General features: G+C 66.2%; 15 protein-coding genes. 6 read left to right on the forward strand and 9 right to left on the reverse strand.

Going from position 1 to position 19,265, the window contains the following annotated elements:
* Positions 1-18: 18 nt before the first annotated feature.
* On the forward strand, positions 19-243 hold the full coding sequence (locus VGK27_08450; GenBank protein HEY3490134.1) for a CopG family transcriptional regulator: 225 nt from the start codon (positions 19-21) through the stop codon (positions 241-243).
* Positions 231-668 (forward strand): PIN domain-containing protein, encoded by a 438-nt coding sequence (locus tag VGK27_08455; GenBank protein HEY3490135.1) that lies wholly within the window; start codon positions 231-233, stop codon positions 666-668. The genes VGK27_08450 and VGK27_08455 overlap by 13 nt, the downstream gene beginning before the upstream one ends.
* Positions 669-681: 13 nt before the next feature.
* On the opposite strand, the gene VGK27_08460 is transcribed toward VGK27_08455, so the two are convergent.
* Genes VGK27_08460 through VGK27_08475 form a run of 4 tightly spaced genes read right to left on the reverse strand, consistent with a single transcriptional unit; the run spans position 682 to position 5,060 of the window.
* Positions 682-1,455, reverse strand: coding sequence for a DUF1499 domain-containing protein (locus tag VGK27_08460; protein HEY3490136.1), 774 nt, complete (start codon positions 1,453-1,455; stop codon positions 682-684).
* A 51-nt stretch (positions 1,456-1,506) separates the two neighbouring features.
* Positions 1,507-2,502: a TIGR00730 family Rossman fold protein gene (locus VGK27_08465; GenBank protein HEY3490137.1), complete on the reverse strand. Its 996-nt coding sequence runs from the start codon at positions 2,500-2,502 to the stop codon at positions 1,507-1,509.
* A 24-nt stretch (positions 2,503-2,526) separates the two neighbouring features.
* Positions 2,527-3,276, reverse strand: a complete 750-nt coding sequence (locus tag VGK27_08470; GenBank protein HEY3490138.1) for an SDR family oxidoreductase — start codon at positions 3,274-3,276, stop codon at positions 2,527-2,529.
* Positions 3,273-5,060, reverse strand: coding sequence for a YgiQ family radical SAM protein (locus VGK27_08475; GenBank protein HEY3490139.1), 1,788 nt, complete (start codon positions 5,058-5,060; stop codon positions 3,273-3,275). The genes VGK27_08470 and VGK27_08475 overlap by 4 nt, the downstream gene beginning before the upstream one ends.
* Positions 5,061-5,196: 136 nt before the next feature.
* On the opposite strand from VGK27_08475, the gene VGK27_08480 reads away from it, so the two are divergent.
* Both VGK27_08480 and VGK27_08485 read left to right on the forward strand, forming a co-directional pair.
* Positions 5,197-7,851 (forward strand): LuxR C-terminal-related transcriptional regulator, encoded by a 2,655-nt coding sequence (locus VGK27_08480; protein ID HEY3490140.1) that lies wholly within the window; start codon positions 5,197-5,199, stop codon positions 7,849-7,851.
* 346 nt (positions 7,852-8,197) lie between these two features.
* Positions 8,198-9,667 (forward strand): NAD-dependent malic enzyme, encoded by a 1,470-nt coding sequence (locus tag VGK27_08485; GenBank protein HEY3490141.1) that lies wholly within the window; start codon positions 8,198-8,200, stop codon positions 9,665-9,667.
* Here VGK27_08485 and VGK27_08490 read toward each other — a convergent pair whose 3' ends face one another.
* The 4 genes from VGK27_08490 to glgX form a co-directional block, all read right to left on the reverse strand.
* Positions 9,668-10,063 carry a PaaI family thioesterase gene (locus VGK27_08490; GenBank protein ID HEY3490142.1) on the reverse strand — a complete coding sequence of 132 codons (396 nt, stop codon included), beginning with the start codon at positions 10,061-10,063 and terminating at the stop codon, positions 9,668-9,670.
* Positions 10,047-10,580: a gamma carbonic anhydrase family protein gene (locus tag VGK27_08495; GenBank protein ID HEY3490143.1), complete on the reverse strand. Its 534-nt coding sequence runs from the start codon at positions 10,578-10,580 to the stop codon at positions 10,047-10,049. The genes VGK27_08490 and VGK27_08495 overlap by 17 nt, the downstream gene beginning before the upstream one ends.
* Positions 10,581-10,759: 179 nt before the next feature.
* Positions 10,760-12,370 (reverse strand): ammonia-forming cytochrome c nitrite reductase subunit c552, encoded by a 1,611-nt coding sequence (locus VGK27_08500; protein HEY3490144.1) that lies wholly within the window; start codon positions 12,368-12,370, stop codon positions 10,760-10,762.
* 111 nt (positions 12,371-12,481) lie between these two features.
* Positions 12,482-14,623 carry a glycogen debranching protein GlgX gene (gene glgX, locus VGK27_08505; GenBank protein ID HEY3490145.1) on the reverse strand — a complete coding sequence of 714 codons (2,142 nt, stop codon included), beginning with the start codon at positions 14,621-14,623 and terminating at the stop codon, positions 12,482-12,484.
* A 592-nt stretch (positions 14,624-15,215) separates the two neighbouring features.
* Here glgX and VGK27_08510 point away from each other — a divergent pair.
* The gene (locus VGK27_08510) at positions 15,216-16,463 is read left to right on the forward strand and encodes an AmpG family muropeptide MFS transporter (protein HEY3490146.1); all 1,248 of its coding nucleotides are present in this window, start codon (positions 15,216-15,218) and stop codon (positions 16,461-16,463) included.
* 86 nt (positions 16,464-16,549) lie between these two features.
* On the forward strand, positions 16,550-18,952 hold the full coding sequence (locus tag VGK27_08515; protein ID HEY3490147.1) for an ATP-binding protein: 2,403 nt from the start codon (positions 16,550-16,552) through the stop codon (positions 18,950-18,952).
* On the opposite strand, the gene VGK27_08520 is transcribed toward VGK27_08515, so the two are convergent.
* Positions 18,940-19,242: a hypothetical protein gene (locus VGK27_08520; GenBank protein HEY3490148.1), complete on the reverse strand. Its 303-nt coding sequence runs from the start codon at positions 19,240-19,242 to the stop codon at positions 18,940-18,942. The genes VGK27_08515 and VGK27_08520 overlap by 13 nt on opposite strands.
* Between the last annotated feature and the right edge of the window lie 23 nt (positions 19,243-19,265).

Consider the following 19,265-nt stretch of genomic DNA (forward strand, 5'->3'; position numbering starts at 1 on the left):
TGCGGGAGGGCGGATACCATGAAACGGACGACCATCTTTGCCGACGAATATCTGCTCGACGACCTTAAAAGTCTGGCGCGGCGCAGCCACAGCAGCGTCGCATCGGTCGTGCGCGAGGCGCTCGAAAAATATGTCGCCGAGAACCGCGGGAACGTCTCCGCCTCGCCTTCGTTCATCGGCATCGGCGAGAGCAGCGACGGCACGGTTGCCGAGCGCCACGAAGAGCTGCTTTGGCGAAAATAAGTCGGATCGCCTCGCCTGTGGTCGTCGATACGGGCATCATCTATGCCCTGGCCGATCGACGCGACTCGTGGCACGAGCGCGCCGTCTCGTTCGTCCGCTCGTTCGAGGGGCGCCTGGTCGTTCCCGTCACCGTCGTTCCCGAGGCCTGCTACCTGCTCAACCGACACCTGTTTCCAGACGCGGAGAAAGCCTTCATCCGGTCGATGGTCAACCGTGAAATGCATCTCGAACCGGTGGACGAGGCCGATATGACGCGCGCCCTGGAACTGCTCGACCGCTACCGGGATGCCGACATCGGCCTGGTGGACGCCTCGGTGGTCGCTGTGGCCGAACGACTCAAGACAACGCGCATCCTCACCACCGACCGGCTGCACTTTTCCCTGATCCGGTCACAGCATTGCGAAATTTTCGAACTGCTCCCGTAAGGTCCGAAAACGATCACCGCGCCGGAGTGGTCGATGAAAACGCCTCTACGAACGCGCGGATCCGGGCGGCGTTCTTGCCGACGTCGCTCTTGCCGACCCGCGAGACCGAACGCAGGTCTATCCGGCTTCCGGTGCCCCCGCCGCCCGGCGCTACGCGGATCACCACGTCATCCTTGAAGCCGAACCATCGGGTGGTGTCGGTCGCCTCGATCCGGCCTTCCGCGGCATTGGCGTCCGCGATCTGCCAGCCCAGCTTCCGGACCGCATCAAGCGCCTGCTCGAAGGCCTTGGCGGGAGGGATGTCCCGCGCGATCGGCCGGATGTCGGGGTAGGCTGCCCGCTGCTTCCCGGCGACCTCGGGACCTCCATATTCGGCGCCGTTGGGCGCGGTCTTGCGGGTGGCGAGCAGGGCGACGAACTGCGGGGGGTTTTCCGTGTCGGTCGTGATGTCGTGGATCATCGGGACGTGTTTCGCGGTCCAGTAATAACTTCCGGGGAGGGCGATCGCCAGGATCCCCAGGATGATGCCCGTGACCGCCATCGCATCCCCCCATTTCCGGTCCCGCCGACCGCCCGTCAGCAGGGCGACCCCCGACAGGACAGCTCCCGCCCCGCCAAGCCAGGCAGCCCGGCCGAGCACCGTGAAACCGGTCCGGAAGGTCCACCATCCCAGGCGTGTCCCCTCGCCCGCACCCGCTTCGGACAGGATCGCGGCCACGGAAACCGCAAATCCGGCCACGAACAGGAAACCGAATTTCGACCGCACCGGCTTTTCGGATATCCTCATTGCGTTTCCCCCCTTTCCGCTTCGTTAGACCGAAGCAGAGGGGAAACGGTTTCAGCGGGGCGCGTTGATCGCGTCGATCAGAAGCCGCAGCCCGGCGAAATCCCGCCGGTTGAAGCGGAACACCAGCCGGGGTAGCTCCGCCAGCTCGGGTTCGTTGGCCTCTTCGGGCAGCGGGCCCGACAGCCGGAATGCGCCCTCATCGAGCAGGCCTTCGAACCGGTCCTGAATCTCCGCGACGGTCGCCTCCGGCAAGGGACTCTTGAGCCGCATGACGAGGTCGGGGCCGACGTACCGGAGGCTGTGGTAGACGCGGTAGAACGACTCGATCTCGGCGACCGCATCCTCGACCCGGTCGGTGATCCGAAACAACGTCGTGTCGTTTCTTGAGATCCACCCCTCGCCCTTGATGTCCCGTTCCACGAACTGCTCGAACGCCCGCCAGTACCAGCCGCCCGGCTCGTCGACCAGGACAACGGGGAACGGATGGCTCTTGCCCGTCTGAAGCAGCGTCAGCACCTCGAACGCCTCGTCGAGCGTCCCGAAGCCGCCCGGAAAAAGCGCCACCCCCTGCGATTCCTTGACGAACAACAGCTTGCGGGTAAAGAAATATTTCGTATGGATCGTGTTGATGCCGCCTTCGAGCACCTTGTTGTCGTGCTGCTCGAACGGCAACAGGATGTTGATCCCCAGCGACAGGTCGCGCCCCGCCCCGACGTGCGCCGCCTCCATGATGCCGGGACCTCCGCCGGTCACGACCATCCACCCGCGCTTCCCCATCTCGCGCCCGAACGCCTCGGCCTGGACGTAGGCCGGGCTCCCGGGCTTGGTTCGCGCTGAACCGAACACGGTCACCTTGCGGAAATCGCGCAATGCATCGAACCGCCGAAAGGCATGCACCAGCTCCCGGAACGATTTCGAGAGCATCTTGAGATCGGCGCGCCCCAGGCCGCTCTCGGAAAGCCGGTCGACCGACGCCCGCAGCTCGCCGATCAGCTCCTCCGAGGTGACCGGGTGCCCGTTGCCGTTCCCGTTACGTCCGTTGACCATCCCTGTATCCCCCGGAAGTCGTTTCTAGAGCATCTGGCTGCCGCCGCTAACCGGGAGATAGCTGCCGGTCACGAAGCGCGCCTCTTCGGAAGCCATGAACAGCACCACGCCCGCGACGTCGTCGGGGACGCCGATCCGCCGCAGTGGTGCCGCATTGGCCGCGCCCGCCTTGTGCTCGGGCTTGATCGACGCGGTCGCATCGGTCTCCGTGAGCCCGGGCGCCACGACGTTGACCCGGACGCCGCTCGGCCCCAGCTCGAGGGCAAGCGACTTCATGAAGGCGTCGAGCCCGGACTTGGCGGTCGCGTGCGCGCAGAAGCCGTAACCCGGCTGGCGCGACAGCTGGCTGCTGATCGCCACCACCGAGCCCCGCTTCCGGTCGACCATCCCGGGAATGAACGCCTTGCAGCAGTTGAAGGCGGCCGAAAGTTCGCCGATCAGCTTCGCCTCGAAATCCTCCCAGGCAAACGACAGGAACGGGACGATGGGGAAACCGATGCTCGCATTGATCACGAGTACGTCGACCGGCCCGAGCGAATCGGCAACGATCGCCGCCATCGCGTTCACCTGGACCGGGTCGCGGACGTCGGCCTGGACACAGAACGCCTTCCCCCCCGCCGACACGATCTCCCGGACAACCGCCTCGGCGGCCTCCCGGCTGTTCGCGTAATTGACCGCGACCGCGGCCCCGTGCGCCGCAAGCCGCTTAGCCGTCGCCGCCCCGATGCCGCGCGAGCCGCCCGTGACAACCGCGATCTTCCCTTTCATCATCATCCCTTCCTCCTGTCGGAACGTTTTGTGATGCCGCTGACCAGATCCATCCGGCCGATCCGCCGGAAATGCGCCGCGACCTTCTCCGCGTTGCGCGGGCTCGAAAGATCGAGCAGCGCCTTCTGCACCTTGGCCTCAGCCCCCGACGGCACATGCACCGTCTCGCCATCCGCGGGATCGCGCCCGGTCACGAACATGCAGGTCGCGGCCGTCATCGGAGTGGGCGTGAACTGTTGCGCCTGCTCGACGCCGCCGCCGAGCCGTTCGAGGACGAAGCGGGACAGCGCGAGCGCGTCCTCCATCTCCGTCCCGGGGTGGCCCGCGATCAGGTAGGGCACGACCTGGAGGTCCTGCCCCCCCTCCCGCCGCAGCGCGTCGAACTGCCGCAGGAATTCCTCGAAGGCCGCCGGGGCGGGTTTCCCCATCCGGCGAAGCGCGCAGGGCGCCACATGCTCGGGCGCGACCTTCATCCGCCCGCCGACGTGGTGCAGCACCAGATCCCGGAACAGCCCGCGCTGCGCGGGCAGGATGAGCAGATCGTGCCGAAGCCCGGACGCGACGAACACGTGCCGGACGCCCGGGACGCGGCGTACTTCGGACAGCAGTCGGCGAAACGGCTCCCCGGACGCCTCGAGATGGGAGCAGATCCTCGGATACAGGCAGCTCGCCCGGGAGCAGCCCGGCTGCCCCTCCTCGCCGGCCCGTCCGCAGCGGCTTCCGTACATGTTGGCGGTGGGACCACCCACGTCCTGGATCGTCCCCTTGAAATCGGGCCGCGCCGCCAGGCGGCGCACCTCGTCGACGATTCCTTCCGCGGGGCGGCTGACCACCATCCTTCCCTGGTGGGCTCCGAGCGCGCAGAAGGCACAGCCGCCCGAGCAGCCGCGGTGCGCGACGACGGAGGTCCGCACGGTCTCGAGCGCCGGGATTCCCCCTTCCCGACCGTACTGCGCCGGGAAGGCTCGCGTGAACGGCAGCCGGTAGACCGCGTCGAGCTCCTGCGGGGACAGCGGCCGCGCGGGCGGGTTGACGACGACCCACCGCTTGCCGTGAGGCTGGGCCAGCACGGGAGGCGAGGGTTTGAGCGATGCCTCCCGGAATGCCCGGAAGAATTCGAAGAATCCGTCGGGGTCCTTCGCCGCCGTTTCGGCGGAAGGCAAGAGGGCGGCCCCCTCCGGCGCGACCGACGACAGGTAGGCGATGCCGGAAATCGTGCGCAGCGCCTCGGCCTCTCCCCCGTCGGCGTAGTGCCGGGCCAGCGCCTCGACGGCCCGCTCCCCCATTCCGTAGACGAGGACGTCGGCCTTGGCGTCGGCCAGCACCGAGCCGCGCACCTTCTGCTGGACGAAGTCGTAGTGTGACAGGCGGCGAAGGCTGGCCTCGATGCCGCCCAGGACGATCGGAACGCCGGGAAACGCTTCCCGGCAGCGCTGCGCGTAGACGACCGTCGCGAGGTCCGGCCTTCGGCCCGGCTTTCCGCCGGGGGAATAGGCATCGGAAGCACGGTGACGCCGGTCCGGGGTGTAGTTGGCCACCATCGAGTCGAGGTTGCCGGCCGTGACCCCGAAGAAAAGCCGGGGGCGCCCGAGGCGCCGGAATTCCGCCGCGTCCTTCCAGGCCGGTTGCGCCAGGATCCCGACGCGGTAGCCGAGCGATTCGAGGTGACGGCCGATGATGGCCGCGCCGAACGCGGGATGATCGACATAAGCGTCCCCGGTCACCAGGACGATATCGAACGGCTCGCCGGAGGCATCGGGCGATTGCGGGAGAAGACTGTTTCGGGTCATCCTTAATTGTCGGGGGGCGCACCGGGAAAAGCAAGCGGCGCGACCGGATCATCTATAATCATCGCCTATGGATCCGGGCTTCGGACAGCGCGCGCTCGAGACGAAACTGCGGCCGCCTTCGCAGGGGGTTCGGCATATGCCGCGCCCCCGCTTCCTTGCGGAACGGCCAGGCGGGGAGGAGGCGCCCCGCCTGGTGCTCGTCTCCGCCCCGGCCGGCTCCGGAAAGACGACGGTGCTGTCCGAGTGGTACCTTTCGCTGCGGGACGCCGGGCAAGACGCCGCCTGGCTCTCGCTCGACGCGTTCGACAACCCGCCCAGGCGGTTCCTCGGCAACCTGGTTGCGGCGATCCGGGCGGTCCGGCCCGGAGCTTGCCGGGAAGCGTTCGAGGCGATCGCCGCGACGCCGGACGTCCCGATCGAATACGTCGCGGAGAGCATCCTGCACGCCCTGGGAAAAAACGCCCCCCCGCTGACCCTCTTCCTCGACGACTACCACGAGATTCGCGAGAAGGCGATCCACGCCCTGCTGGAATATTTCATCCGCAACGCACCGGCCGCGACCCGCTTCGTCATCGGCACCCGCAAGGATCCCCCGCTCTCGCTCGAACGGCTCCGGATGCGCGGAGGGCTGCGCGAATACCGATGGGACGATCTTCGGTTCAACGAGGCCGAAGCGCACGGCTACCTCAACGAGACATGCCGCCTGGGGCTGTCCGTACGCCAGATCGAGGGGCTCTGTTCCCGAACCGAGGGATGGATCACAGGGCTCCAGCTGGCGGCGATGGCCTTCCCCGGCGCAGGCGATCCCGACCGGATCGTGGCGTCCATCACCGGCGCCCAGCGCAAGATCGCCAATTACCTGCTCGAAGACGTCTTCGACCGGCAGCCCCGGGCCGTGCAGCGCTTCCTGATGGAGACGGCAATCCTCGACCGGATGACCGCCCCCCTTTGCGACCGTCTTACCGGGCGGCAGGATGGCAGGCAGATGCTCGAGACGCTCGAGAACGGCAACCTGTTCGTCTTCGGGCTCGATGACCAGCGCACCTGGTACCGCTACCATCACCTGTTCGCCCATTTCCTCCGGATCCGATTGCGTACCGATCTTCCCGAAGCGGTCGAAGGGCTATACGACCGCGCCAGTGCATGGTTCGAGGAAAACGATCTTCCGGCCGAGGCGGTCCGGCATGCCATCGCCGGGAAGCGCCTCCGGAGAGCGGCGCGACTGCTCGAGCTCTCCGGCCGGGAGCTGTTCCGCCGGGGCGATTTCAAGGAGCTGCGTCAGAGCCTCGATGCGCTTCCCGACGAGGCCGTCCGGCGCTCGGGTACGCTCTGCACGCTCCATGCATGGTCGCTTTGCTACCTGGGAGAATTCGAAGGCGCGAACAGCCGGATCGCTTCCGCAGAGAAGGCGATTCGAGCCGCGGACCCGGGCGCCGTCCATCCTCGGGTTCCGGCGGTCTCTCTCGCCGACGCCGAGTTGCACGTCCTTCGGGCGGTCCTGGGCATCATCCGCCGGGACGAGCCCGACGTGTCGGGATTGAACGCCGACATTGCCGACGCCTTCCCCTCCGCAGCGAAGGTGTTGCGAGGCTATGCCGCCATCGCGCTCGGCTTCAAGTGCCGCGTCGAGGGCGACCTGCCCGCAGCCCTTCACCGCTTCCAGGCGGCGATCGAGGTCACGGATGCGGTCGACAGCTCCCTCGTCAACCTCAACGCGCGGCTCAACGTCGGGATCGCCTTTTACCTGATGGGGCACGGCGTCGAGGCGGAGCGGTCTTTCCGTGAATCGCTCGACCTCGCCGGAAAGCGACGGTGGCTCCGAAGCGTCGGTGCGGCCTTTCTCCGGTACGGCCTGGCGCTCGAGCTCCACGACCAGAACCGGTTGTCGGAAGCGCAGGAACAGCTTTCGGAAGGCATCGCGCTGATCGAGGCGGGCGAGGCGTTCGGATTCCTGGGGCTTTCGCTCGTGGAGCGTGCGCGCGCCAATGCGGCGCTTCGGAGGCCGGACCTGGCGGCCGCCGATCTCGAACACGCCCGCGCGGTCGCCCGGATGCACGACCTTACACGGGTCCTGTTCCGGGCCGACCTGCTCGACGCCCGGATGACGATCCTCACCGGGGAGCCGGGGAAGGCGGCGGGTTTCCTCGAAGCCGCCGCAGCGACGCTGGACGGGTGGAAACCGGGAACCGGCGACCGCTTCTCGGAAAGGCAGGAGCTCTACCTGGTCGAACGGATCCGACTCATGCTGGCGGGGAAGCAGTTCGACGACGCCGCCAGGCTCGCCGCCGGCGCCATCCGCAGCGCCACGGCAGCGGGCCGCGTGCGCCACGTCATCGAATTCCGGATCCTCCAGGCGCTTGCCACCGACGGGCTGTCGCGTCGCGAGCGGGCGCTCTCGGCGCTTGGTGAAGCGCTGAAACTGGCCGGGGGAAACGGGATCCTGCGGCCCTTCATCAACGCGGGCGCCCGCCTCATCCCGCTGCTCCGGTTGCTCGAGGCAAATAAGGCGATGCGCTCCACGGTCGTGCCGATCCTCGCCGCGATGCAGGACCGCGGCAGGCCGGTCTACGGGAAACGGGAACCCGACCTGCGGGACGAGCCGTTCCACCACCGCGAGGTGCAGATCCTCGACCTGATCTCGAAAGGGCTGCGCAACCGCGAGATCGGCAAGCGGCTCTTCCTCTCCGAGGAAACCGTGAAGTGGTATCTCAAGCGCCTTTACCTGAAGCTCTACGTCGGCACCCGCACCGAAGCCGTCAGCAAGGCGCGCAAGCTCGGCCTGATCCCGTAATTTCTCCCCCCGCGAAAGGGGGGGATATGCCCGACGGAATTCCCCCCCTTCGGGGGGTGCCCCCTCCCCAACGCTCCCCTATGATTCACTCCAGCGTCACATTCACCGGCGTTTACCCCTGCGCGCGTAGCGACGGAGGCGACGCTGCGGATGGCTCCTGCTTCCGTAGCGGAAGGGGATGGGGGTCTGAGCGCAATGCCGATGGATAGAAGTGTTGCGGCTGCCGATGGAGCGAACGGCCCCCGCCCCGGAGCGGAGGATTCCGCGAGACATCCGCACTTTATGAAGTTGTTGTTCGCAGCGATCCGGCAAGGGGATACATAACCGACACTACGGGAGGACGAAGATGGGAGTTTTGGCCACACCGAGCGACAGCTACAGCATCACGATGCGCGTCGACATCCAGAACAAGCCGGGCATGCTCGGCAAGATCGCCACGGCGATCGGCGTCGCCGGCGGCGACATCGGCGCAGTCGATCTCTCCGGCCACGGCAAAGGGACGGTCACCCGCGATATCACGGTGCGCGCCCGCGACGTCGACCATGCCAACGAGATCATCGCCGCGGTCAAGAAGGTCGGCGGCGTCAAGGTCGTCAACGTTTCCGACCGTACCTTCCTCAAGCACCTGGGCGGCAAGATCGAGGTCGCAAACAAGATCCCGGTCAAGACGCGCGCCGACCTGTCCATCGCCTACACGCCGGGCGTCGCCCGCGTCTGCATGGCCATCCACCACGACGTCAAGAAGTCGCACACGCTCACGATCCGTCGCAACACCGTCGCGGTCGTTTCCGACGGCACGGCGGTGCTCGGCCTCGGCGACATCGGGCCGGAAGCGGCCATGCCGGTCATGGAAGGCAAGGCGATGCTGTTCAAGGAATTCGGCGGCGTCGATGCGTGGCCGATCTGCATCGACACGAAAGACACCGAAGAGATCATCAAGATCGTCAAGGCGCTCGCGCCCAGTTTCGGCGGCATCAACCTCGAGGATATCTCCGCCCCCCGCTGCTTCGAGATCGAGGAACGGCTCAAGGCCGAGATGGATATCCCGGTATTCCACGACGACCAGCACGGCACGGCGGTGGTCGTCCTCGCCGCGTTGCTCAATTCGCTCAAGATCGTCAAGAAGCGGATCCAGGACATGAAGATCATCGTGGCGGGCGTCGGCGCGGCCGGCGTCGCCTGCAGCAAGATCATCATGAACGCCGGCGCGAAGAACATCATCGGCGTCGACCGCACCGGGGCCATCTACAAGGGGCGCAAGCAGCACATGAACTTCATGAAGGACTGGTACGCCGAGCACACGAACCCCAACGGCGAACGGGGGAAGCTTTCCGACGTGATGAAGGGCGCCGACATGTTCATCGGTCTTGCCGGCCCGGGCCTCATCACCGTCGAGGACCTGAAGGTGATGGCCAAGGACCCGATCGTCTTCGCGATGGCGAACCCCGATCCCGAGATCATGCCCGAGGAGGCCGCGCCGTATGTCCGCATCATGGCGACAGGCCGTTCCGACTATCCGAACCAGATCAACAACGTCCTCTGCTTCCCCGGCCTCTTCCGCGGCGCGCTCGACTGCCGCGCCTCGATGATCACCGAGGAGATGAAGCTGGCGGCCGCCCATGCGATCGCGGGTTGCGTCGACAAGGCCGAGCTGTCGGAGGATTACATCATCCCGTCGGTGTTCAACCGAAAGGTCGCACCGGCGGTCGCGAAGGAAGTGGCGAAGGCCGCCCAGCGAACCAAGGTCGCCCGGCGCGCCCTCAACAAGATCGAGCACCCCGAGATCCCGTTCGATGTGAACATGGATGCCGAGTAGCTAACCCTTCCGCGGCAGCGGCAGGGCGGTCGCCTGACCCTTTGCGATCAGGCGGCCGTCCTCGCCGGTCACCGAAAGCTCGACGACGATCGACTGGCGGCCGGTGTGGACCGCCTTCGACTCGCAGGTGATCGTCTCGCCGGGCTTCGACGCCCGCAGGACGTTCATGTTGTACTGCGCGCCGACCGCGTCGACCGTCGCGTTGACCGAGAGCGCGAACGCCGCGTCGGCCACCGCGAACACCAGCACGCCGTGACCGATATTGTGGGCGTTGAGGAACCGCTCCTGCACCTTGACCGAGACGCGCGCGTACCCCTCCCGCGCCTCTTCCAGCTTCATCCCGAAATCCTGGATCAGCCGGTCGCCGTTCCAGATCGCCTCAATCCTTTTCTGCACGCGCCGCCTCCCGTTCCTTCATGAATTCCTTCGCATAGTTGACGTAGTTGTTCGAGTAGACGCGCACCCGTTCGACCGAATCGGGGCCGAGGTCCCTGACCACCTTGGCCGGGACGCCCATCACGAGCGAGTGCGGGGGGACCTTCAACCCCGGCGGGACGACCGCCCCCGCCGCCACAATGCTGCCGCGGCCGATCACGGCGTTGTCGAGGATAACCGCCCCGATCCCGATCAGGCACAGGTCCTCGATAACGCAGCCGTGGGCGCAGACACCGTGGCCAAACGTCACCTCGTCGCCGACGATCACCGGCAGGTCCTTCGTCAGGTGGAACATGCAGTTGTCCTGCACGTTGCTGCGCCGGCCGATCCGGATAAAGTTGATGTCGCCCCGCAGGACGGTGTTGAACCAGATGCTCCCCTCCTCGCCGACCTCGACGTCGCCGATCAGCTGCGCCCCCTCGGCGATGTAGACGGACGGGTGGATCTGGGGATGTTTCCCCCGGAACGGAATCAGCATGCAGCCCCCCCCTGACGTGTCGCAAAACATACCACGACAGTCTACCCAAGCCACGCATCGAAAAGAAACCTTGCGAAGAGGACGACAAGTGAATCCTGCCCTACGGGGAGAGGGCACCACGAACGGAATCGGGCCGGGAAAGCGATCTCCCGGCCCGTGACACCAAGTCAATACCCCCACTACTTCTTCGCATCCATCGCGTCGTTGAGGATCTTTACGCCTTCCTTCGAAGCGCTGATCGACTGCGCCAGCGACTCGCGCGCGAGCTCGGGATTGTGGAAGCCGTCGCTGTTCTCGGCGGTCCACCACTCCCACAGGACGTGTGCTTCCTCGTGCTTCAGCCGCGCCTTGGCCAGCGTTTCCTCGGGGACGCCCATCCGCTTCGCCGCTGCATAGGCGTCGATCAGCTGCCCGAGCCAGTATTCGGCCTTGCGCATCTTGCCGCGGATGTAATTCTGCGTCCCCTCGATCTGGTAAGCCTTCGACTCGAGAGTCGCCTTCGGGTGGCAGCCCGAGCACGATTCCTTCACGTGGTTCTTCGGGCGGACCACACCGTGGTCGGTATAGACCTTGCCGCCCTTCTTGACCTTCGGCATATGGCACTGGTGGCACTGGATTCCGGCCTTGTCGTGGACGCTGCCCGCGTACGTCTCGGCCTCGGGGTGCTGCAGCTTGACCAGCCGCGCACCGGTGACTGCATGCTTGAAATCGAAGAAGTCCTGCTTCTTGTATTTTTCCAGCAGGCCGAGAGGGCCTTCGAGCGGGAAATAGTTCGTGCGGACGTCGTCGTAGCCGACCTTCTTCCCGTCGCTGAACTGGGCGCCCGCCCCGCAGGCGTACTCGACGTGGCACTGGGCGCACATCATCCGGGAGTCGGTCTTCTCCATCAGGCCGATTTTACGGAAGCCGTCGCGGAAGGAAATCACCTTGAGGTCGGTCTTCCCGTTGCGCTCGAACATCTTCGCGCCCTTGGCCGAGATCGCCTCGATCAGCGCATCCCGCACCACGCGCGGCTTCGCGCCGTGCGGGTCGTGGCAATGGACGCAGCCCACGACGTTGTTGGTGTCCTTCGCGACCGCGACGACGTCGGAGGTGCGGTCCCACTTCGCCTTGGGATCCTTGTCGCCCAGATACTTCCACTTGAGCAGGTGGTCGGAGGTCTTGCACTGGATGCAGGTGGGATTGCCCGCCTTCGCCGTCTCGGGCAACGTCTTGCCGGTGTCGGTCAACACGTCCCATGTCTTGCCGGCCTGGTCCATTCCCCACGCGCCCTGCTTGAACTGGAATCGGCCGCCCTGGAAGCGGTCGACGACAAACTGGTCGATGATCATGAACGCATGGCCTCGCGGCTCGTTGTGCTCGATGGTGAAGCCGTAGGGCGCCAACAGCTTGTCCATCATCGGGGATCGCCCGGCCGGGACGCCTTTTTCCTTTCGCGCAGCCCCCTCGTGGTTGGTCTTGAAGAAGCTGGCATATTGTTCCTTGTGGCAGCCGCCGCACACCTTCTGGTCGATGATCGTGACGGGCTTGTTGTCGCTCGAATCCAGATGCTCCTTCAGCCCGCCGTGACAAGTCGCGCAGGCGAGCCCCGCATGCCGGCTCCCCTCCTTGAGCGCCTTGATCTCGTCGTGGCAGTCGTAACACGCCGCAGCGGAGACTTTCACATCCCCCTTGCCCGCCGCGCCGCCCGACTTCGCCGACTTGGTGGACTTCGCCGCCAGCGCCGGCAGCGCGACGGCCAGCGCCGCCGCCATCAGCAACGAACCCGCCTTCCAGAGTCTCGTTCGCATCGTCTCCCCTCCTGGCCGAATGAGGTATGCCGCAATTCGTTTTGTTGCACTCTTCTCCCACGGAAGGCGCCACGCCCGCCTTGACGTGGGTCAAGACCTTCGAAAAACCGGTCACTTCGCGACGAGTACCACCGTGGCCCGGGGCGGCACGAGATAGGCGCCCGGGGGATCGATCGCCACCTCGGCGCCCGCCTCAGCGAAGTCCTCCCCCGCCGGCAGCGCCGTGTCGATCACTCGCCGCCACCGCAACCCGGAGGGCGGCGCGGGCAGCATCACCTGCTGCGGACGCCAGTCGGCGTTCAGGACGACGAACAGCTGGTACGCCCCGCCGACCCCCTCCGTCCCGTCCTCGCTGCCCTCGAGCCGCCAGGCGAGCGTCCGCAATTCGGAATCTCCCCAATCCGGACGGTCGAGCGCCTTCCCGAACCAGTCGATATCGGGAATGCCATCCGCGTCGAGGTCGTCTCCCAGCAGGAATTTCCGGCGCTGCAGGATCGGGAAGCGGCGGTTGAGTTCGATCAGTTTCCGGAAGAAATCGAGGAAATCGGCGTTGCGCTTCACGTCGTCCCAGCGAAACCAGCCCAGCGCATTGTCTTGGCAGTAGGCGTTGTTGTTGCCCTGCTGCGACCGGAGGCATTCATCCCCCGAGAGGATCATCGGGGTACCGGCGGCGAGCAGCAGGCAGCAGGCATGGTTCTTGGCGAGTCGCCGTCGCAGCGCAAGCACCGCAGGATCCTGCGTGTCACCCTCTGCCCCGCAGTTCCACGAAGCGTTGTCGTCGTTGCCGTCCCGGTTGCCCTCCAGGTTGGCATCGTTGTGCTTTCCGTTATAGGAGACCAGGTCTCCGAGGGTGAACCCGTCGTGGCAGGTGACGAAATTGACGCTGTTGTAGGCCGATCGGCCATCGTCGCCGTAGAGGTCGGCCGAGCCCGTCAGCCGCCGTCCCAGGTCGGGAAGCTGCCCGGGATCCCCCTTGACGAACCGGCGGATCGTATCCCGGAACTTCCCGTTCCACTCGCTCCAGTCGACCGGGAAGTTGCCCACCTCGTAAGTCCCCAGGTCCCACGGCTCCGCGATCAGCTTGACGCGGCACAGCACGGGATCCTGCGCGGCGGCGTCGAAGAAGGAGGCGTTGTTCCGGTAGCGGCCGTCTTCCCGGGCCAGGACCGACGCCAGGTCGAACCGGAAGCCGTCGACCCGCATCACTTCGACCCAGTAGCGCAGGGAATCCATGACCAGCCGAAGCGCCGGCGGGCTGGAGAGATCGAGTGCGTTGCCGCAGCCGGTGGTGTTGGTGTAGTAGCGCGCCGGTTGGGAGGGCGGCCCTGTCAGGGCGTAGTACGACGGGTTGTCGAGGCCGCGCAGGCTCATCGTCGGGCCCAGTTCGCTCCCCTCGCAGGTATGGTTGTAGACCACGTCGAGGATCACCTCGATCCCCGCCCGATGGAGCTCGCGCACCAGCGTCTTGAACTCGTCGATCTCGCAGCCGGGAACCCGCCCGGTGCCGTAAGTCGCCTCCGGCGCGAAAAACCCGGAGGTGTTGTATCCCCAGTAATTGGTGAGTCCTTTCGCCAGAAGGAAGTCCTCGGTGTAGTGCGCGTGCACGGGGAGCAGCTCGACGGCGTTGACGCCCAGCGCCTTGAGGTAGGGGATCTTTTCCGTGAAGCCGAGATAGGTTCCGGGATGCGCGACGCCCGAGGCAGGATCGGCGGTGAAGCCCTTCACGTGCGTCTCGTAGATGACGAGCCGGTCGAGCGGGTGGTTCGGCGGCGATACCCCCTGCCAGTCGAAGCGATCCTCCGTGACGATGCCCTTGGGGACGATCCGGGTGTCGTCGCGAGGGTCGGAGACCAGATCGCGGCCGGGCGATGCGGGGTCGTACGAAAGCAGCAGGTTGTCGACATTACGAAATGGGCCCGTGAAGGCCCGGGCGTAGGGATCCGCGAGCAGCTTGCTCTCGTTGAAGCGCAGCCCGCGGGCAGGATCGTATTCGCCTCGCGCCTTGAAGGCGTAAAGCTGCCCCGCGGAGATCCCGTGCACGAAGACGTGCCAGATGAAGCGGTCCCGATTCCCGATGCGGATGACGTCGGTCGGGTCGGCGTCGGGACGGTCGAACAGCAGGAGGAACATCTCGGAGGCGTTGCGGGAGTAGACGGCGAAGTTCACGCCGCCCGGCAATGCGGTGGCGCCCAGCGGGAAATCGCTGCCTTCGGAAAGCGTGCGTCCGGTCCGGTGCGAAAGCGGATAGCCCATGAAGCCCTCCCTCTTCGAACGCGCGGCAGCAAACGAATATCCCATTCCTACCACCAATCGCAACCGCGGGGAATACGCGCAAACGACGCTCATCGGGTTCCCGCGTCCCGATGCATCCCTTTCGGGGGACGCCCCGGGATTCCTTCGCTCCGCGGGGGGGAGCCGTTCACTCCGTAACCAGCCGCAACACTCCTATCCATCGGCACTGCGTTCAGGTCCCCCCGCCCGCCTCCGCTACGGAAGCGACGGGCAACCGCGACACGATTTGTTTACACATACACGAAGACGGCGCAGGCAGCGGGATTGGTAGCCCGCCCGATACAACGCCACACGTCGGTCCCCACTCGGCTGCAGCGGAGCCGTGTATCCCCTCTGAAGGGGGCCTATGCCCCGAGCGGGTTTAGGCGCCAGGGAGCGAGAATCCGCCCGGCATATTGATGGCCGGGGATTCGAGCTCTGAGTCAGGCGCCGACCAAGCGAAAGGAAGAGCGCCCATGGATGGGCGCGGAAGCCTGCCGAAGCCGCCGGCGGCAGCGAGATGCTGGACGCATCGAGCGTGAGCCGGGCGCCGCGAGGGGTATCGAGGCGCAGTGTGCTAAATTATCGCGTCATGACTTCGCTGCTCGCCGCCTTCGCCAACCCGCGCATCTTCTGGGTGCTGCTGCTCGGCTTTTCGTCGGGTCTCCCGCTCGCGCTGACCGGCTCGACGCTGCAGGCGTGGATGGCGACCGAGAAGGTCGACCTCGCGCTGATCGGCGTCTTCTCCCTCGTCGGGCTCCCCTACACGCTCAAGTTTCTCTGGTCGCCGCTGATGGACCGCTTCGTCCCCCCGTTCCTTGGGCGCCGCCGCGGCTGGATGATCGTCACCCAAGGCGCCCTGGCAGCGGCCCTCGCCGCGATGGCGTTTTCCGATCCGAAGGCGCACATCGGCCTCGTCGGACTGCTCGCGCTACTTGTGGCGTTCTTCAGCGCCTCGCAGGACATCGTGGTCGACGCGTGGCGCACCGAGGTGCTCGAACCGGCCGAGATCGGTCCGGGCGTCGGCGTCCATATCCTCGGCTACCGGGTGGCGATGATCGTGTCGGGCGGGGCCGCACTCATCCTGGCCGACCGGATCCCGTGGCGCGCGGTCTACCTGCTGATGGCGGGGTGCATGGGCTTCGGGGTCTTCGCCTCGCTCTTCGCGCCCGAGCCGCGCCTCACCGCGAAACCGCCGAAGAGCCTGCGGGAGGCGGTCGTCGACCCGTTCGTCGAATTCCTCTCGCGCCCGGGCGCCGCGTGGATCCTGTTGTTCATCCTCTTCTACAAGCTGGACGTGGTGATGGCCAACGCCCTCGTCACCCCGTTCCTCATGGAGACCGGCTTCACCAAGACCGACATCGGCGCAGTCTACAAGCTGTTCGGCATGATCGCGACGATCCTCGGGACGCTGGCGGGAGGGGCGGCCGTCACCCGCTACGGGCTGAAGGCGTGCCTGTGGGCGTTCGGCCTGGTCCAGTCGATCTCCACGCTGTCGTTCCTCGGCCTGGCCCGCTTCGGGAAAAGCTACCCGCTGATGGTGTTCGCGATCGGCTCCGAGAACCTGTGCAGCGGCATGGGGAACGCCGCCTATACCGCGTTCCTGATGAGCCTGTGCAACCGCCGCTTCACCGCTACGCAATACGCGCTTTTGACCAGCCTCATGGCCGTCACGCGCGTCGTGGTCGGCGCCCCCACCGGCTGGCTCGCCAAGTCGGCCGGATGGGAGGCGTATTTCGTCATCAGCACTGCCGCCGCGATCCCGGGGTTGCTGCTCCTGCTCGGGTACGACCGCTGGACGATCCCGGGACGATCCCGTTGATTTTCCGTTAAACAAATCCGGCATTTTTGCCGATCAGTCATCTGCGAGCCCGGCTCGAGCGCATCGTTGTGATTTCCGGAGGACAGGTGGGGAACGAAATACTCGAAATCCTGAAAGAGTTCGGCGCCGGAGGCGGCGACCCGGGGAACAATTCCGTCCGCTTCCTGCTGGCCGGATTCTTCTGGATGGTGCTGGCGGTCGTCTCGTCCCAGCAATACAAGCGCACGAACGAGAGCCGCGACCTCTACATCGGCATCGCGGCGGCCTTCGGTCTTACCCGCGAGCTGCTGATGTTCGTGCTCGAGTACGGCGCCTTCCGCGGCTTCGTCCCGACCCTCTTCTCGTACCGCACGTTCCCGCCGCTCGAGCATATGCTCACCGACATCGGGCGCATCCTGCTAGGCTTCGCCTTCCTGCGCTACTTCGCGCCCGAAAAACATTTCGGACGCTGGTTCCTGCGTGCCGGCATCGCGGTCTTCGTCGCGCTCTACCTCGTCTCCGCCCCGCTCTGGATCCGCTTCCTTGATGCGCATCCCGGGCTGTACATCGGGACCGGCGTCGATTATGCCCTCTTCTGGGGAGATATGGCCTCCCGCATCACCGCCTCCGCCTTCATGGCGGCGGTCCTCGCGATGCTGGTTCGTCACCGCAGGGCGGGCAGCCGCGTCCCGGCGGCCCTCTTTGCCGGTTTCGCGTTCCTATTCCTCGACGAATTCCTCATGGGCGTCAATATCACGATTGGCCTTGAAGCCTGGAAGGGAGTCCTCTCTCCGATCCGCCACAACCTCGGCATCTGGGCGATCCCGCTGTTTTTGGCCACCTACTGGGGCGACCTGTTCCGGCAGTTGCGCACCGAGAAGCTGCGGGCCGAGGAGAACCTTGCCGAACGCAACCACGCCGAATTAAAGCTTCGGGAGAGCGAAGCCCGGTACCGGACGCTGGTCGACCATATCGACCTGGGGATCACCCTCGTCGACACGAACTACCGGGTAGTCATGGCGAATGCCGCCGAGGGGCGGCTGTTCCATTGTCCGCCGGCCGATCTCGAGGGGAAATTCTGCCATGTGGAATTCGAGCGGCGTGACCGGCCGTGCGACCATTGCCCGGGGACCGAGGCGATGGCCACGCGGGAAGCGGTCACCCGCGAGATCGACAACACGCGTCCCGACGGCAGCCCGTTCAACGTCCGGATCCACGCGTTCCCAGTCCTCGGGGAAGACGGCACGTGCCGCGGCTTCATCGAGCTCGTCGAGGACATCACCGAGGTCCGGCAGGCGCAGATCCAGAGCCGGAAGATGGAAGCCAAGCTGCTCCAGACGCAGAAGCTCGAGAGCCTCGGCATCCTGGCGGGCGGCATCGCCCACGACTTCAACAACCTGCTCGTCAGCATGCTGGGGAACGTCGACCTCGCGATGAACGCGGTGTCGGCCGAATCGCCCGTCCGCCCCTACCTGCAGCGCATCGACGCCGCCGCCACCCGGGCGGCCGACCTGACGAACCAGATGCTCGCCTATTCCGGCAAGGGCCGCTTCGTCGTCGAGCCGATCAACCTCTCGCGCCTCGTCGAGGAGATGGGGCACCTCCTGACCACGGTCATCTCGAAGCGGGCGCACCTCAAGTTCAACCTGGCGGCGCCCCTTCCCCACGTCGAGGCCGACGCCACCCAGCTGCGCCAGGTCGTCATGAACCTGATCACGAACGCCTCCGACGCGCTGGACGATTCCAACGGCGTCATCACCGTGACCACGGGGACGATCGACGTCGATCGCAGCTACCTCGCGGGAAACTACCTCGACGAACAACTGGCCCCCGGCGGTTACGCCTTCGTCGAGGTCTCCGACACCGGCTGCGGGATGGACCGGGAGACCCAGGCCCGGATCTTCGACCCGTTCTTCACGACCAAGCACACCGGGCGGGGGCTGGGACTCGCCGCGGCGCTCGGCATCGTCCGGAGCCACAAGGGCGGGTTGCGCGTCTACAGCGAGCCGGGCCGCGGCACGACGTTCAAGGTGCTGTTCCCCGCGATCGACGGGGACGGGGTCGCGGGATCGGCGGGAACGGAGCGGATCGCGCAGGCGAAGCCGGCGCAGCCCCGGCCGGCGGGAACCGTCCTCGTGGCAGACGACGAGGAAGCGGTGCGCGACGTGGCCCGGATGATGCTCGAAGGCGCCGGCTTCACCGTCCTCACCGCGGCGGACGGTATCGACGCCGTGGAGCTGTTCCGGAAACGGCAGGGGGACATCGCGGCGGTCGTGCTCGACATGACGATGCCGCGCATGGGCGGCGAGGACGCGTTCCGGGAGCTTCGACGAATCGACCCGGGCGTGCGGGTGGTGCTGTCGAGCGGCTACAACGAGCAGGAGACGGTCAACCACTTCCTGGGGAAGGGGCTTGCCGGCTTCATCCAGAAGCCCTACCGGACGAAAATGCTGACCGAGAAGGTGCAGGAAGCCATCGCGAGAACGCCCCCGCCGGATCAGATGCCGTAGAGCCGCGCCTCCCGGCCCGTCAGCAGGCGAAACAGAACCCAGGCCAGCAGCAGGTTGACCATGAGAATGCCGCCCGAGACGACAAGCTGGTTCGTCGCGCCGGCCAGGACGAGCAGCAGTCCGGCGGGCAGCGGCAGCCCGAACTCGGTCAACAGCCCCGACTCGATGGCGGTGACTGCAGCCGCGGCCGGAATCAGCCCCGCTTTCCTTCTCGACGAGATCACCCGGGCAACGACCAGGAATGTGACGAAGATGGCGCCGCAGGCGTAGAGACCGGTGGGAGAGAACATCGCATCGTACCTCCGGTTTTGAC

This window comes from Candidatus Deferrimicrobiaceae bacterium (genome assembly GCA_036504035.1).
Taxonomy (GTDB): domain Bacteria; phylum Desulfobacterota; class Deferrimicrobia; order Deferrimicrobiales; family Deferrimicrobiaceae; genus JANXPS01.